Annotated in this window: 15 protein-coding genes; 4 read left to right on the top strand and 11 right to left on the bottom strand. The window is 67.8% G+C overall.

What is annotated here, in order from left to right:
- Positions 1–151 precede the first annotated feature (151 nt).
- Positions 152–1105: a hypothetical protein gene (locus ABZX92_RS11385; RefSeq protein WP_355556722.1), complete on the bottom strand. Its 954-nt coding sequence runs from the start codon at positions 1103–1105 to the stop codon at positions 152–154.
- 315 nt (positions 1106–1420) lie between these two features.
- On the opposite strand from ABZX92_RS11385, the gene ABZX92_RS11380 reads away from it, so the two are divergent.
- Positions 1421–2179 carry a DUF4239 domain-containing protein gene (locus ABZX92_RS11380; protein WP_355556719.1) on the top strand — a complete coding sequence of 253 codons (759 nt, stop codon included), beginning with the start codon at positions 1421–1423 and terminating at the stop codon, positions 2177–2179.
- Here the strand turns inward: ABZX92_RS11380 and ABZX92_RS11375 are convergent.
- The 6 genes from ABZX92_RS11375 to ABZX92_RS11350 are packed head-to-tail and all read right to left on the bottom strand — an operon-like array spanning position 2176 to position 8693.
- Positions 2176–2835, bottom strand: a complete 660-nt coding sequence (locus ABZX92_RS11375) for an EcsC family protein (protein ID WP_355556717.1) — start codon at positions 2833–2835, stop codon at positions 2176–2178. The genes ABZX92_RS11380 and ABZX92_RS11375 overlap by 4 nt on opposite strands.
- Before the next feature lie 10 nt (positions 2836–2845).
- Positions 2846–3682, bottom strand: a complete 837-nt coding sequence (locus ABZX92_RS11370; RefSeq protein WP_355556715.1) for a tetrahydrofolate dehydrogenase/cyclohydrolase catalytic domain-containing protein — start codon at positions 3680–3682, stop codon at positions 2846–2848.
- Positions 3682–6180: a PEP/pyruvate-binding domain-containing protein gene (locus ABZX92_RS11365; RefSeq protein WP_355556712.1), complete on the bottom strand. Its 2499-nt coding sequence runs from the start codon at positions 6178–6180 to the stop codon at positions 3682–3684. Before ABZX92_RS11365 ends, ABZX92_RS11370 begins: the two co-directional genes overlap by 1 nt.
- 51 nt (positions 6181–6231) lie before the next feature.
- Positions 6232–7068, bottom strand: a complete 837-nt coding sequence (locus ABZX92_RS11360) for an alpha/beta hydrolase (protein ID WP_355556709.1) — start codon at positions 7066–7068, stop codon at positions 6232–6234.
- A 38-nt stretch (positions 7069–7106) separates the two neighbouring features.
- Positions 7107–7988 carry an ADP-ribosylglycohydrolase family protein gene (locus tag ABZX92_RS11355; protein WP_355556706.1) on the bottom strand — a complete coding sequence of 294 codons (882 nt, stop codon included), beginning with the start codon at positions 7986–7988 and terminating at the stop codon, positions 7107–7109.
- 33 nt (positions 7989–8021) lie between these two features.
- Positions 8022–8693 (bottom strand): SDR family oxidoreductase, encoded by a 672-nt coding sequence (locus ABZX92_RS11350; RefSeq protein ID WP_355556703.1) that lies wholly within the window; start codon positions 8691–8693, stop codon positions 8022–8024.
- Between the two features lie 70 nt (positions 8694–8763).
- Here ABZX92_RS11350 and ABZX92_RS11345 point away from each other — a divergent pair, with 70 nt between their 5' ends.
- Positions 8764–9564, top strand: coding sequence for a LysR substrate-binding domain-containing protein (locus tag ABZX92_RS11345; protein WP_355556700.1), 801 nt, complete (start codon positions 8764–8766; stop codon positions 9562–9564).
- Here the strand turns inward: ABZX92_RS11345 and ABZX92_RS11340 are convergent.
- Positions 9539–10090, bottom strand: a complete 552-nt coding sequence (locus ABZX92_RS11340) for a hypothetical protein (protein ID WP_355556697.1) — start codon at positions 10088–10090, stop codon at positions 9539–9541. The two genes, ABZX92_RS11345 and ABZX92_RS11340, sit on opposite strands and share 26 nt — an antisense overlap.
- A gap of 81 nt (positions 10091–10171) precedes the next feature.
- Between ABZX92_RS11340 and ABZX92_RS11335 the strand changes: the two genes are divergently transcribed.
- A complete protein-coding gene (locus ABZX92_RS11335) occupies positions 10172–10654 on the top strand; it encodes an HNH endonuclease (protein ID WP_355556694.1) in 483 nt (160 codons plus the stop codon).
- Here ABZX92_RS11335 and ABZX92_RS11330 read toward each other — a convergent pair.
- From ABZX92_RS11330 to nrdR, 3 genes are all read right to left on the bottom strand, one after another.
- The gene (locus ABZX92_RS11330; RefSeq protein WP_355556691.1) at positions 10632–11099 is read right to left on the bottom strand and encodes a hypothetical protein; all 468 of its coding nucleotides are present in this window, start codon (positions 11097–11099) and stop codon (positions 10632–10634) included. The two genes, ABZX92_RS11335 and ABZX92_RS11330, sit on opposite strands and share 23 nt — an antisense overlap.
- 64 nt (positions 11100–11163) lie before the next feature.
- Entirely contained in the window at positions 11164–13989 is a 2826-nt protein-coding gene (locus tag ABZX92_RS11325; RefSeq protein ID WP_355556688.1) for a vitamin B12-dependent ribonucleotide reductase, read from the bottom strand.
- 64 nt (positions 13990–14053) lie between these two features.
- Positions 14054–14524 carry a transcriptional regulator NrdR gene (nrdR, locus tag ABZX92_RS11320; protein ID WP_030464916.1) on the bottom strand — a complete coding sequence of 157 codons (471 nt, stop codon included), beginning with the start codon at positions 14522–14524 and terminating at the stop codon, positions 14054–14056.
- Between the two features lie 320 nt (positions 14525–14844).
- Here nrdR and ABZX92_RS11315 point away from each other — a divergent pair, with 320 nt between their 5' ends.
- Positions 14845–15252 carry a hypothetical protein gene (locus ABZX92_RS11315; protein ID WP_355556685.1) on the top strand — a complete coding sequence of 136 codons (408 nt, stop codon included), beginning with the start codon at positions 14845–14847 and terminating at the stop codon, positions 15250–15252.
- Positions 15253–15364 lie beyond the last annotated feature (112 nt).

Here is a 15364-nt window from a genome sequence, read left to right as displayed (position 1 = left end):
ACGGCGAAAGTCGGGCCGTGGGAGAAGGACCCGCGGAAGGGTCACCAAAGGCGAGCAGCGTCGCGAGGGCAGCGTCAAGAGCGCCGCGGAGTTCCATCAGATGATGAACATGCCGCAACGGTAGCGACGCCGCCGGATCACGCCAACCGATTTATCCGCGGGCCCGGGCAGCGGCCGCGCCGGCGCCCAGCATCACCAGGATGATCGTGACCATCGCCCACTTGCGGGACTTCGTCAGCGGTGTGGACTCGGCCTTCAGCGACAGGTCCCTTCGCGGCTCCGGCTTCTGCCGCGCCGCCCGCACCGGAATCGGTTGCGGCGGAACGGAAGGCGGCGTCGTCGTCACGACCGGAGCAGGCGGCGGAACGACCGGGGCGGGAGCCGGCGCCGGTGGCGCGGGAGGCTTGGGGGCGGGAGGGGGCGCAGGTACCTCGGGGCGCGGCGCGGGTGGTTCGGCGCGCGGCGGCATCGGGTTCGGCAGGCAGCCCGCCGCGTCGATCACGCTCATCTCCGGGCCCGCCGACAGCTCCACCGCCGTGTCGGTGATCCGGTACACGCGGCTGCGGCCCTGGTAACCGTTGTTGGTGGCGAAGATCGTGCCCGCCGAGTCGATCACCACAGCGCCGTACGTCGACCTGCCCGGCAGCTCCTTGATCTCCTTCGTGCTCAGCACCCGGCCGGAGACCGGGTCGAACGACACGACCTCGCCCGGTCCCCAGCCCGCTGCCGACACCCCGGTCAGCTTTCCGGCCGCACCAGCCGTGAAGTCGTCCAAAGCCAAAGCAGGCCAGTCGAGCACGACGGAGCGCACGATCTTGAGGTATGTGGGGCTCTCCGGGTCGATGTCGATCGCACGCAGACTTGCGTTGTCGCGCACGTAGAAGGTGGTGCCGACGACCGCGCCCGCGGTCACGTCGTCGGTGCGGAACCACTGCGCGTCAACAGGTCCGAGGTCGCTGACCGCGCCCTTCTGGTCGATCAGCACGACGTGCGACGGGTTCTTCCACCAGGCGTGGCCCTTGGAGGTGAGTCCAACCAGACGGCCCAACGCCGCCGAGTACCCCAGCGCGTTCACCGCGTAGTCCAGCCGGGCTATCTCCGTCACCCCACCGGATGACGCGTCCAGTTTCGTGAACGTCGACAGTGCGCCTCGATGTGATGAACGAACTTGAAACGCGTCACAGTTCGGCGGTGCAGCATGAGCAACGGCGCTGGTGAACGGCGCGGAAAGCACCAAAAGAGACGAGATGGTGCTCAACGCAAGCAAATCCTGCCGCCACCGGAATGGAGCAGTCCAATACGACAACCGGGTATCAGTGCTGTTGCCGCGCATTCCCACCTGACCATTAGCCGTTAACCAGACCGTGCTGTACCGGCCACAGTAGACCGTGGTCTAATCCCACACCAGAAAGGAGCCGAATTGAGCATTTACGTCACCGGCCTGCTCTGGGTTCTCGGTGCTGCCGTACTCTCCACCATCCTCGTCGTCATCGCACGTCGGTTCGGCTCGGAGGAAGTCGGCGAGAAGAACCTCGGCGCCGGCGGTTCGGTGTTCAGCATCGTCGCCGGCCTGCACGCCGTCCTGGTCGCGTTCATCCTCATCTCCCTGTTCGACGCGTCCAACAATGCCGAGGAACAGGTGCAGAGGGAGGCCAACGCGCTCGTCGCCGTCGACTGGTCGTCGGACTCGTTGCCGGCGCCCGCGAAGGACAAAGTGGAGCAGCTGATCCGCGACTACGTGTCGACCGTTGTGGACGACGAGTGGTCGCACATGCGCGAGGGCGAGGGCGTCGACAACAAGGGCTGGACCACGTTGAACCAGCTCAGGGACACGATCGCGACGGCGGCACCGGACGGCGACTGGCAGGAGGACCGCAAGACCGAGGCGGCGAACCAGCTGTGGGAGGTCTACCAGGCGCGGCAGGAGCGGCTGGACGCGGCGGGCAACGGGGTCAACCCGGTCGTGTGGCTCGCGCTGCTGATCGGCACCGGGCTGTCGCTGCTGTTCCCGTACCTGTTCGGCGGTCCGAACCTGATCTCGCAACTGCTGATCACGATCACGCTGAGCTCGACGCTGGTTCTGCTGTTGTTCGCGATCTACCAGATGCAGAACCCGTTCAGCGGCGGTGTGGCCATCCCGCCGGACGCGTTCAGCGCGGCGCTGGACCGGCTGAGCTAGCGCGAATCGGTCATTCCGTCCGCTTCTTCGATCTCCACGGACAGCACCTCGCCGTCGATGACCTTCGGCAATACGTCCGTGCGGGCGAAGTAGCGATTTGCGAATGCGCCGACCGCTCTGGTAGAGGCGGCGTCGACGCCACCGCCGATGACGCCGCCCAGTACCGGAACGCCCTTGGCCGCGAGGGTGCCGATTTTCTTTGTACCGTATTTTGTAATAAGCGCCGACGCGGCCTTCTTGGTGAACTGCTTGATGCCGACCTTTTTGAACAGCTCGGTTCCTGCGTTGCCGAGCAGGCACAGCAGGATGGCCGTCTGCACCTCTTCGCTGTCGACGTCGTGGCCGCGCAACGACGCGATGGACGCGATGAGGTGCGTCTGGATCACGTAGGTGGCCGCGACGTTGGACGGCAACGAGATCGGCAGCGTGATCAGGCCGCCGAGGTTCGTGATGAAGCCCTGCGCGCCCGCCAGCGCCACGTGCGTGCGGATGAGGTGCTTGATCGCGGCGGTCTCGTCGCCCTTCTTGACGAGCGCGTCGGACGCGGCCTCGCGTGCGCTCTTGAACGGGCCGAACCCGTCCACACCGGCGCGCAGCAGGTAGTCGGCGATGCCCTGCTGGACCTTGCTCAGCTCACCCTTGGATTCGTCGGCCACAACCCCGAGATTACGCGTCCAGCTCACGCCATGCGGCGTCAACGGTCTGTTCCAGCAGAACCGCGATGGTGGTGGGACCTACTCCTCCGGGAACGGGTGTGATCAACGCGTCCGTCACCGCGTCGAAGTCGACGTCGCCGACATTGCCCTCGTTGTAGCCGGCGTCGATGACGACCGCGCCGGGCTTGATCCAGTCGCCCTGGACGAACCTGGGCTTGCCCACCGCGGCGACCACGATGTCCGCCGTGCGCACGATTTCCGGCAGTCCGGCGGTCTTCGAGTGGCAGATCGTGACGGTGGCGTCCCTGGCGAGGAGCAGCATCGCGGCGGGCTTGCCGAGGATCGGGCTGCGGCCGATGACGACGGCGTGCTTGCCGGCGATCTGCACGTCGTACGCGTCGAGCAGGCGGAGGATGCCGCCGGGCGTGCAGGAGACGAACTCGCTGTGCCCGAAGGACATTCCGGCGAACGAGTGCATCGTGACGCCGTCGACGTCCTTGTGCGGCGCGATCGCCTCGAACGCCGCGCGCTCGTCGATGTGGCGCGGTACCGGGTGCTGCAACAGGATGCCGTGCACGCCGGGATCGTCCGACAGCTCGCGGATCTTCGCCACGAGCTCGTCGGTCGTCGTCTCCTCCGGGAGGGCCACGTGGCGGGACTCGAGTCCCGCCTTGTGGCTCCGGTTCTGCTTCATTCGCACGTACGTCACCGATGCCGGGTCTTCGCCGACGATCACCGTGGCCAGACAGGGTTTGCGGCCAGTGCGTTCGGTGTAGCCGGCGGCCTTCTCGGACGCCCGCCGCACGATGTCGCGCGCGAGCTCGGTTCCCCGCATCAGGTTCGTCATCAGTTCTCGAGTGTAGTGACCGCTCCCGTGCTCCCGTCCACGGTGATCCGCTCACCGGTCTTGATCCGTGTCACAGCCTCCCGAACCCCCACCACCGCGGGGATTCCGTACTCGCGGGCCACGACCGCGCCGTGCGAGTTCGAGCCGCCCATCTCCATCACGAGACCGCCCGCCGTCAGGAACAACGGTGTCCAGCCCGGATCCGTCGACGGCGCCACGAGAATCTCTCCGGGTTCGAGGTGCGCGCCGACCGGGTCCATCACGACGCGTGCGATGCCGGTGATCGTGCCCGCCGACGCCGGAGTTCCGACGAGGTCGCCCTCGACCGGCGCGCCGTGGTGCACGGCTTCCGGCTCGGTGCCGTCCGAGAGCTGGACGCGCGGGATGTGCCGGCGCCGCATCTCGCGGTCGTAGACCTCACGCCGCTCCGCCACGATCGCCCGCAGATCTCCTTCCGCGGAGCGCATTTCCTCGAAGTCGAGGAAGTACACGTCGTCGGCCTGGGCGAGCCTGCCCTGGTCCGCCAGCGAGGTGCCGAGGTCCGCGATCCGCTTCCGCAGCGCGCCGAACAGGGTGATGATCAGGTACTTCGGGTACTCGCGCAGGCCCGCGAGCAACCTGGTGCGGCGCAACGCGAACCGCACGAACCAGCCGCGGCCCCACGCACGTCGTGCCAGGGTCTCGATCATCGCTTCGGCTTCGGCGGCGCCACGGGCGAAGATCGCGTCCGGAGCGGCCTTGTCGTCGTCCACACGCAGGTAGTTCCGCACGACGCCGACGACGTGGGCCGGGTCGTCGGACCACCGGGGCAGGCCGAGGTCGATCTCCGCGACGGCCCTGTGCCCCCACTTCGCGAGGAACCGGTCCAGCGCCGCCGGGCGTTCGCCGTTCTGGAACTGCCGCAGTGCGACGGGATCGCGCCGGATCTCCTGCGCGAGGTCCCACATCGCCATGTCCATCTCGGTGGTGATGTTGTTCGGAAGGCCGCGCAGGACCGTCTGCAGTTCGCCCGGCTTCGTCTTCACGACCTTGCCGACGAGACCGAGCATCGCGAAGCCGACCAGCGCGGTGGGCGCGAGGCGGGGCAGCACCGGGATGACGCACTGCTGCAACGCCTGTTCGATCGAGAGGCTCGCGGACTTCTCCAGGATGTCGCGTTCCATCAACAACGCGGTGCGCACGGCCTTCTCCGGATTGACCAGCGCCTTCCCCGCGACGACCGGCACGCGGAACCGGCGGGCCAGCCGCAGCACTCGCTTGAGGGCAGGCGTCGGCGAGGAGTTCTTGATCGCGAACCGCGGGTCGTCGAACAGGCCGCGCAGCACCTCGGAGGAGCGCGCCTCCATCACGCCGAGCAGCCGCGTGACGAACTCGCGGCCCACCTTGCTCTGCAGAACCTTGGTGACGTCGAAGAAGATGCGCTCGCCGTTCTCCACATAGGACTGGCTCTTGGGGTCGCCGATCACGATCTCGAAGGCGGACTTGGCGATCTCGCGGAACGCCGCCCGTCCCATCGGCGTGATCGGCCGTTCGAGGCCCTGGGCGAGACTGAAGCAGAAGTAGACGTGCGCGTTGCCGTCGGGGTTGTGGGGCAACGGGAACAGCGTCGTGATCGGCCGCGCCTGCGTGACGTGGAGCTCGCCGTCGGCGTCGATCGCCCACTCGGTGTCCTGCGGCGAGCCGTAGTGCTGCTGCACCTTGCGGCCGAGGACGGCGAGCGCGTGGATCTGGCCGTCGGTCAAACACTGGTCGGAGTTCTCGCCGACCTCGACGTGCTCGGTGCCGCCGCCGGGCAGTGACCGGATGAGGAACTTCTTGTCCCCCAGCCGCTTCTCGACGATCTCGCGCCCGTCGACGACGAAGTGGTCCGGGTTGACCGCGCCCGAGACGACGGCCTCGCCGAGACCGGGGCTCGCGTCGATGACGATCTGGTCCCGCTTGCCGGTGACCGGGTTCGCCGTGAACATCACGCCGGACACCGCGGACTGCACCATCCGTTGCACCACAACGGCGAGGTATGTGGTGGTGTGGTCGATGCCGTTCGTCTCGCGGTAGCTGACGGCGCGGTCGGTCCACAGCGAGGCCCAGCAGCGGCGCACGGCGTCGATCACCGCGTCCTCGCCGACGATGTTGAGGAACGTGTCCTGCTGGCCCGCGAAGCTCGCGAACGGCAGGTCCTCGGCCGTGGCACTGGACCGCACCGCGACCGGGACGCCGTGACCATCTCCTGGGCCGAGCTTGCGGTACTCGGCGACGATCTCGTCCCTGATCGCCTGCGGCACCGGGGTTTCCACGAGCATCCTGCGGGCGTTCTCCGGGGTGGTGCCGGCCAGTTCGTCGGCCTGCGCGACGGCGCGGTAGGCGTCCGTGGTGACGCAGAAGCCCTGCGGCACCGGCAGGCCCGCCCTCGTCAGCTGTCCGAGGTTCGCCGCCTTGCCTCCCACGACGGCGAGCATCGTGCCGTCGATGGCCCCGAAATCCACGCAGTAGTCGTCCATGACGCTGAGGTTACGAGCGTCCGGCCAAAAACTCAACACGTGATGAATAAATCACGCCGTCGGAGTGAAGCCCCTGATCAGCGCGGCGATCTCGGCCAGGTCCTCCTCCAGCGCGAAGTGGCCGGTGTCGAGCAGGTGCAGCTGCGCGTCCGGCAGGTCGCGCAGGTACGCCTTGGCGCCGGGTTCGATGAAGAACGGGTCGCCCCGGCCCCACGTGATCAGCGTCGGCGGCTGGTGTTCGCGCAGGTAGGCCTGCCATTCCGGGTACTTGGCGACGTTGGTGTGGTAGTCGAGGAAGAGGTCGATCTGGGGCTGCGGGCGCAGGTCGAGGTAGTGCTGGTCGAGGGTCCACGTGTCGGGCGAGATCGTCTCCGGGTCGCGGGCGCCTTCGAGGTAGCCGAACTTCGTGTACCGCAGGGCGAGCAGGTCGCGGGCGGCCTGCGGGTCGCGGTTGGCGACGAAGCCCTTGGCCAGGTCCGACAGGCCGTCCTCGTAGGCGTTGCCGTTCTGGACGATCAGGCCCTTGACCCACTCCGGGTGCCGCGTCGCGATGCGGAAGCCGACCGGGGCGCCGAAGTCGAAGACGTACATCGAGAAGCCGGTGAAGTTGATCGCCTGCAGGAACTTCTCGATCGTGTCGGCGAGGAAGTCGAACGTGCAGGGCCGCTCCGGGGCGTCGCTGTGGCCGGAACCGGGGTTGTCGGGCGCGACGATGTGGAAGTCGTCCTTGAGTTCCTCGATGAGCCGCGCGTACTGGTGCGAGGCAGACGGGAAGCCGTGCAGGAGCAGGAGTTTGGGCGCGCTCGGGTCGCCGGCCTCCCGGTAGAAGACCTTGAGGCCGGCGACATCCGCGAACCGGTGCCTTGTCACATGCTTCGATACCGTCATGACGCATTAGGCTAATGCGTAACAGGCTAGTTGTACAGTTAGCGACGCACCCAGTCCGGAAGGTCTTCGCGTTCCGCGACCCACTCCGGCGGTGGTGCGGCGGCGATGCCGCCGACGATCGCGGCTGTCGTGTCGACGTCTCCCCCAGCCTGCACGCAGGTCGTGATGGCCTTGCGGTAGTCGTCGAGGTGGCGCGCGGCGACCCACAGCGTGAACGGCACGGTGTCCTGCGCTGTGACGCGGGAGCCGTTGCCGAGGACGTACGCGGCTTCCTCAGCGCTGCTGATCGTGCGCGCCTTCTCGATTCCCTTGCGTACGAAGGATTTTCCTTCGACGTGGTCGAGCACGCCTGCGAGCAGGTCCGGCTTCGTGCCCGTCAGACGAGCTCTGGCCGCGATGGCCGCGGCGTGTGCGACGGCGACTCCGCCAGCGATTCCCTCCGGATGTTGATGGGTGACCTCGCTGACCTGGATCGCTTTGACCGTAAGGGTTTCCGGATCGTCGGCGTAGTAGGCGCCGAGCGGGGCGATCCGCATGGCGGCGCCGTTGCCGCACGAACCCTGACCGTTGAACGCGCTCGCGGCCGCCTCTTTCCACGGCGTGCCTTGGCGAATCTTGCGCAGGATGGTGAACGCCCCCGCGCCGTAACCGCGGTAGGGCTCGCAGCGGTCGGCGAACGTCGCCGCGAGCCGGTTCTGGTCGATGTCACCGTGATCGCGAAGCTCGGCGACGAGATTGCAGGCCATTTCGGTGTCGTCGGTCCACTCCCAGGGCCCTCGTGGCGGCTTGCCGGCCACGAGGTCGGACAGCGAGCGGCCGACCATGAAGAACTGTGCGCCCAGAGCGTCGCCGACGGAGAGCCCGTCCAGCGAGGCGTATGCGAGGTCCAGGCGCGCACGAGTGTGCAGAACAATGCGCATCACCTGCGATTTTACCTGGCCTCGCAACGGATTTCAGGCGAGCACGGTGCCTCCGTCGACCGTCAGGATCGTGCCGGTCGCCCACTGCTGCGTCATCAGGTACAGGAACGCGTGCGCGATCTCGTCGACCTCGCCGACCCGCTGCAACGGCAGCGTCTTGCCGACGTCGGTGTAGAGCTGCTCGGCATCCGGTCCCCACAACGGGCTGCGCACCACGCCGGGGCTGACCGCGTTGACCCGCAACGGAGCCAGCTCGACCGCGAGTGCCTTGGTGAGCGCCTCGACCGCGCCGCAGACGCTCGCCGCGACCGCCCAGCCCGGTCCCGGCCGGTCCTTCGCGATGCCCGTGGTGAGCGTGATCGACGTGGTGACCCGCGCGGCTTTGACGACGTCGAGCACGCTGAAGTACCTGAGGCCGAAGAAGGTCCTCGCGCGGTCGCGGTCGAAGTCTTCGAGCGTCATCAGCTCCAGCGGCTCCCCCGCCGTGTAGACGAGGTGGTCGATCTCGCCGATGGCGTCGAAGGCCTTGGTGATGGCGGTGGGATCGGTCAGGTCCGCCGCGTGGTGGGCGAAGCCGGGCTGCGGTTTGCGTGAGACGACCGTGACCTCGGCGCCCGCATCCAGTGCTGCTTTCGCGGTGGCCAGGCCGATTCCCGAGGAGCCGCCCAGGATCGCGACCCGCTGTCCGTCCAGTGTGGATTTCATGGCTCCAGCGTGCGCCGGGTGCGGGCGCGTGGTCCAAGACCTGCTCGGTCGTCTGTCATACCCTGGGGGTATGGACCTGGACCTGCGGAAGCTGCGGTACTTCGTGGCGGTCGCGGAACACCTCAGCTTCGGCCGCGCGGCCGAGGCGCTGCACATCGCGCAGCCCGTGCTGTCGCGGCAGATCCGCGCGTTCGAGGCGGAGCTGAAAGTGCAGCTGTTCGACCGCTCGTCGAAGGGCACGTCGTTGACGCCGGCCGGCACGCAACTGCTGGCCGACGCACGGCCGTTGCTCGCGTCGGCGTCGGCGTTGCTGCGGCGGGTGGGCGTGGCGGACACGTTCACGGTCGGGTTCATGCCTGGCCTGATCGTGACGCCCGCGGTGCGCGTCCTGACCTCGCGGCATCCAGGCCTGCGGGTCGAGGTGCTCCGCACGACGTGGGAGGACCAGGTCGAGGTGATCCACGACGGCCGGGTGGACGTCGGCTATGTGCGGTTGCCGGTGCCTGGGACAGGACTGACCGTGGTGCCGCTGTTCACCGAGCCCCGCGTGGCCGTGGTGCCCGCGACGCACCGGCTGGCGGGCAAGGAAAGCGTGCTGGAGGCGGACCTGTCCGGCGAGCGGCGTGTGCAGCACACCGACCCACCGGGGTTCCGGTCCGTCGAGGAGAAGCTGGAGCACGTCGCGATGCACGGCGGCGTGGCCGTGCTGCCGTTGTCGACCGCGGTGTTCTACTCGCGCGACGACCTGGTGCACGTGCCGATCGAGGACATCGCGCCGAACGAGGTGGCGCTGGCGTGGGCATCGCACCGGCACACGCCGTTGATCAAGGAGTTCGCGGAGATAGTTACCGCGACAGCCCGGCAGGTGTGAACACGAAGCTGTCGCGGAACCCGCCATCACCGCGCCGCGTCGCCATCAGCCGCAGCTCCGGCATGAAGTGGAAGAACACCAACGACCCCGACCGGTCCGGATAGCCGAGCGTCTTCGAGTACTTGGGGTTCGTGCCGCCCAGCCACAACGGCGGCTCGCCGTACTCCTCGATCACGTCGTCGAGCACGCGGTCCCGTTCGCCCAGCACACCAGGAATCCGGCTGTCCGCGTCGAGCGACAGCCAGCCCTGCCGGTGCGCGAGATCCGCGTACACCGACGCCATGACGTCCTCGCTGCGATGACCGAGCACGTCGTGCACCGCGCCGCTCACCATGGCCGCGTTGGCCGCCCCGCGCGCCACAAGTGCGTCCAGCTCGGTCTGCCAGCGGTCGGTGCGGTCGTCGGCGAACGCCAGCGCGTCCAGCAGCGTCAGGATCACCGGCTCGCCCCCGTACATGCCGGGGCGGCGGACGGCGGCGTTCAGCTGGCCGAGCAGGTAACCGCGTAAGTCGTCGAACGAGCGCATTCCCGTTGTTCTATCAGTTGCGCGGAGGTGAAACGCAATCGCCTTCGACACCGACAGGGAGGTCAACATCCGGGAGGTCGCATGATCGTCAGCAACGAGCAGATCGCCGAGCACTGGGGCGAAACCCACGAACGGTGCTGGCGCTGCGGCTACCAGTCGCGGCTGGAGCAGTGCCACATCGTCCCTGCGTCACTGGGCGGCGGCGACTCGCCTGACAACCTCTTGCTGCTGTGCGGCCGGTGCCACAACGAGGCGCCGACCCACCAGGATCCGCAGTACATGTGGCGGTGGCTGCGGGCAACGCGCACCGAGTCCCACGACACGTACTGGACGATGCGCGGCTGGGAGGAGTTCGAGGTCATGTTCGGCCGCAAGCCGCTGGCGTGCTTCACCGATGCCGGCGACCTGACGACCGAGTGCCGCGAGCTGGCCGCCGACGAGTTCGCGAGGACCGTCGACCGCTTCGGCGAGGGCCTCAACCCGTCCACGATCGCGTGCATGATCGCGGAGATCGAGAAGAAGCTGGCGGACCGCCACGGCATCACGCTTCCGGACGCGGCCTGACCAGCAGCGCGGCTACCCAGTCGAAGACCTTCGGGTCCCCGAGACCGGACGCGGTGAGCCACTGCGCCGCGCGCCTCGCCTGCTCCACGTCCTGGATCAACCCGTGCGGTCCTGGCACGACATCCGTCGCGGCACGGACGTCCTCCACGAGACCGCCGAGGCACCTCCACGTGTGCCAGCAGCTCATGTCCGGATCCATGCCGACGAGCTCGCACCCGAGCACGTCGCCCGCGGGCATCGGTTCCGCGAGTCGCGGCGCGGGGACGTCGTCGCGGTGAAACCCCACCGCGAAAACGTGAGTGCCGGGCGTCTCGGCGCGCACCCGCTCGGCCTGCGCGCGGTCGCTGTACAAGGTCTCCTCGGCGACGTCCACCACGCAGTCGCTCATCGACACCAGACCGGGCTCAGCCGTCGCCACCCGCCAGCCCGCGAACACGAAATCCATCGCTCCCCCGGAAACGACGGGTGGGCGGCCCCGAGGAGTCGCCCACCCGTCACATCACCTCAGATCAGCTGCAGCCGGACGTGCTGCCGCAGCCCTCGCACAGGTAGCAGGACCCGGCCGGACGCATCTTCGTGCCGCACGTCATGCACAGCGGCGCGTCAGCGGCCTTGCCCAGGTGCAGCTCCAGCAGCTCGGTCGAGCTGCCGACCTGCTTCGGAGCAGCGGCGGCCTCGACCTGAGCCGGAGAAGCCTCCACCGAACCGCGCAAGCCCTCGATGTCCACTTCGGACGTCGTCGGCGCGGCACCGTACTCGCCGGCCACCTGCGCCGACCGCTCGTCGGCCGTGAAGATGCCGAGCTGCGCGCGCTTGTCGTAGGACAGGTAGTCCAAAGCCAAGCGGCGGAACAGGTAGTCGAGCACCGAAGTCGCGATCCGCACGTCCGGGTCGTCCGTCATGCCCGCCGGCTCGAAGCGCAGGTTCTGGAACTTCGAGACGTAGAACTCCAGCGGGATGCCGTACTGCAGGCCCACCGAGATGGACATCGAGAACGCGTCCATCACACCGGCCAGCGTCGAACCCTGCTTGCCCAGCTTGACGAAGATCTCGCCCAGGCCGTTGTCCGGGTACGAACCGGCGTGCAGGTAGCCCTCCGCGCCACCGACCGTGAACGACACGGTCTGCGACGGGCGCTTCTTCGGCAGGCGCTTGCGGACCGGGCGGTACTCGACGACCGTCTCGGTCTTGGCCTCGGCGCCCTTGTTCGCGCCCTTGCCCGCTGACAGCGGCTGGCCGACCTTGCAGTTGTCGCGGTAGATCGCGAGCGCCTTCAGGCCGAGCTTCCAGCCCTGGTAGTAGATCTCCTCGACCTCCTCGACGGTCGCCGACTCCGGCATGTTGACCGTCTTGGAGATCGCGCCGGACAGGAACGGCTGCGTGGCCGCCATCATCCGCACGTGGCCCATGGGCGCGATGGAACGCTCGCCCATCGCGCAGTCGAAGACCTCGTAGTGCTCACGACGCAGGCCCGGCGCGTCCACGACGTGACCGTGCTCGGCGATGAACTCGACGATCGCCTCGATCTGCTCGTCCTGGTAGCCCAGCGACTTCAGCGCGCGCGGCACCGTCTGGTTGACGATCTGCATCGAGCCGCCGCCGACGAGCTTCTTGAACTTGACCAGGGCCAGGTCCGGCTCGATACCGGTGGTGTCGCAGTCCATCATCAGGCCGATGGTGCCGGTCGGCGCCAGCACGGACGCCTGGGCGTTGCGCCAGCCGTTCTTCGCGCCGATCTCCAGCGCCTGCTGCCACGCCTCGGTCGCGACCTTGTGCACCGACGAGTCGTTCGCGTGGTACGTGCGGATCAGGTCGTTGGCGGCGGCGTGCTTGCGCATGACGCGCTGGTGCGCGGTCTCGTTGCGCTTGTAGCCGTCGTACGCGCCGACGATGCCCGCGAGCTCCGCGGAGCGGCGGTACGACACACCCGTCATCAGCGACGTGATGGTCGCCGCGAGCGCGCGGCCACCCTCGGAGTCGTACGCGTGGCCGGTCGCCATCAGCAGCGCGCCGAGGTTGGCGTAGCCGATGCCGAGCTGGCGGAACTTGCGGGTGGTGTCCGCGATCGGCTCGGTCGGGAAGTCCGCGAAGCAGATCGAGATGTCCATCGCGGTGATGATCAGCTCGACGGCCTTGGCGAACGTGACGGCGTCGAACTTGCCGTCGTCACCGAGGAACTTCATCAGGTTCAGCGACGCGAGGTTGCAGCTGGAGTTGTCCAGGTGCATGTACTCCGAGCACGGGTTGGACGCGGTGATGCGGCCCGACTCGGGGCAGGTGTGCCAGTCGTTGATCGTGTCGTCGTACTGGATGCCGGGGTCGGCACAGGCCCACGCGGCCTGGGCGAGCTTGCCGAACAGCGACTTGGCGTCGACGTGCTCGATGACCTCACCGGTCTGACGCGCGCGCAGGCCGAAGTCCGAGCCGTTCTCGTAGGCGTGCATGAACTCGTCCGACACGCGGATCGAGTTGTTCGCGTTCTGGTACTGCACCGACACGATGTCCGCGCCGCCGAGGTCCATGTCGAACCCGGCGTCGCGCAGCGCGCGGATCTTGTTCTCTTCCTTCGCCTTGGTCTCGATGAACTCCTCGACGTCCGGGTGGTCGACGTCGAGAACGACCATCTTGGCCGCGCGGCGGGTGGCGCCACCGGACTTGATGGTGCCCGCGGACGCGTCGGCGCCGCGCATGAACGACACCGGGCCGGACGCGGTGCCGCCGGAGGACAGCAGCTCCTTGGAGGAACGGATGCGCGAGAGGTTCAGGCCGGCACCGGAGCCGCCCTTGAAGATCAGGCCCTCCTCGCGGTACCAGTTCAGGATCGACTCCATCGTGTCGTCGACCGCGAGGATGAAGCACGCGCTGACCTGCTGCGGCGAGCTGGTGCCGACGTTGAACCACACCGGCGAGTTGAAGCTGAACACCTGGTGCAGAAGCATGTAGGTGAGCTCGTGCTCGAAGATCTCGGCGTCCGCGTCGTTCGCGAAGTAGCCGTGCTCCTTGCCCGCGCCCACGTAGGTCTTCACCACGCGGTCGATCAGCTGGCGCAGCGACTGCTCGCGCTTGTCGCTGCCGACGGCACCGCGGAAGTACTTGCTTGTGACGATGTTGGTGGCGTTCACCGACCAGAAATCGGGGAACTCGACACCGCGCTGCTCGAAGTTCACCGAGCCGTCGCGCCAGTTCGTCATGACGACGTCGCGGCGCTCCCACGTGACCTCGTCATAGGGGTGGCGGCCTTCGGTGGTGTAGACGCGCTGGACCTTCAGCGCGGCAGGCTTGGCAGCCGCCCGTGCGGCTGTCTTCTTGGCTGAGCCGCCGACGGTCTCGGTCACGGTGGATCTCCCTCGTGCTGGTGCTTAGAAAGTTGGTATACGCACACGCTGTGGAGCGCGTGGATCACTGCTCGGCCGGTGCTTCCTCGGCTCTGGCAGTGCGAAGATCGAGGATTTCCTTCTCGAAGTCCTCAACGGACGAGAAGGACCTGTAAACGCTCGCGAAACGCAGATAGGCGACCTCGTCGAGCTCACGCAGGGGGCCGAGAATGGCGAGGCCCACCTCGTGGCTGGCGATCTCCGCGCATCCCGTCGACCGGATCGACTCTTCCACTCGCTGGGCGAGCTGCTGGAACGCGTCCTCGTCGACCGGGCGGCCCTGGCACGCCCTGCGCACGCCGACGACCACCTTGTCGCGGCTGAAAGGCTCCGTCACCCCGGAGCGCTTGACCACGGCGAGAACCGCTTCTTCAACCGTGGTGAACCTGCGGCTGCAGCTGTTGCAGGAGCGACGGCGACGGATCACCTGGCCCTCGTCGACCTCGCGGGAGTCGACCACCCGCGAGTCCGAATGACGGCAGAACGGACACCGCACGTCTGTTCACCCCTCCCCGGCGCAGCACTGATCGCAACAGCCACACAGGGGGCGGGGTTACCCACAACCTGTGGACTACTTACAACCATGTAACCACTAGATGTAGGGGTAGAACCTAGATCGCAACGCAAGAGGTTGCAACTCGACACGGCGTGTCGGGCGACACTCGGATGGAGGAATCCTGAGTGAACTGCGGCTACTACGCACCGGCGTCGGTGCGTGACCGCCGCGCAACCTCCGCGGCGATCCTCGCGTGATATTCCTGTGACGTGTCACTCGGGTGGCGCAACGAGATGAGGGAGATCGTCTTGGGGTCTGGGGTGAAGAGGGCCGGCTTGCTGGCCCTGCTGGTGGCCGCGAGCGGGGTACTGGCACCCGCGGCACAGGCAGCCACCGCGTCGGTGACCGTCACATGCGAGGAGGGAGCGTTCAGCGGCAAGTTCACGCTGACCTACGACCTCGGCGAGGAGTACCGGCTCCGCAAGGGCCGGGGCTCGGCCGGTCCGTACATCGCGGACACCGGTGCGATGCACGTCAAGGTCTACCACCGCGTCGGCACCGCGCAGAGCACGGTGCTCTCGAAGTCGAAGACCGGCCTGAGGTCGGACCAGGACGGCGAGGTGCCCGTCAACGGCACGACCGTGGCGCGCACCGGGCGCGCTACGGTCGAGGTGAAGTTCGCCGACAGCAGCGGCGTGAAGTGCACCGCCGAAGGAGACCTTCGCTGAGGTATCTCCTGCTCGGACCGGTCACGGTCCTCGGCCGACACCCTCTGGTCGCAGCGCCGGGAGTGGGAGGGCTTCACCACCCGGATGCGTCACCACGCATCAAGGCTCGCCG

Origin of the sequence: Lentzea sp. NPDC006480 (assembly GCF_040611995.1) — a bacterium.
In the GTDB taxonomy this organism is placed as follows: Bacteria; Actinomycetota; Actinomycetes; order Mycobacteriales; family Pseudonocardiaceae; genus Lentzea.
The sequence above is the reverse complement of the archived record's forward strand: the minus strand, read 5'-3'. Positions and strand labels throughout refer to the sequence as shown.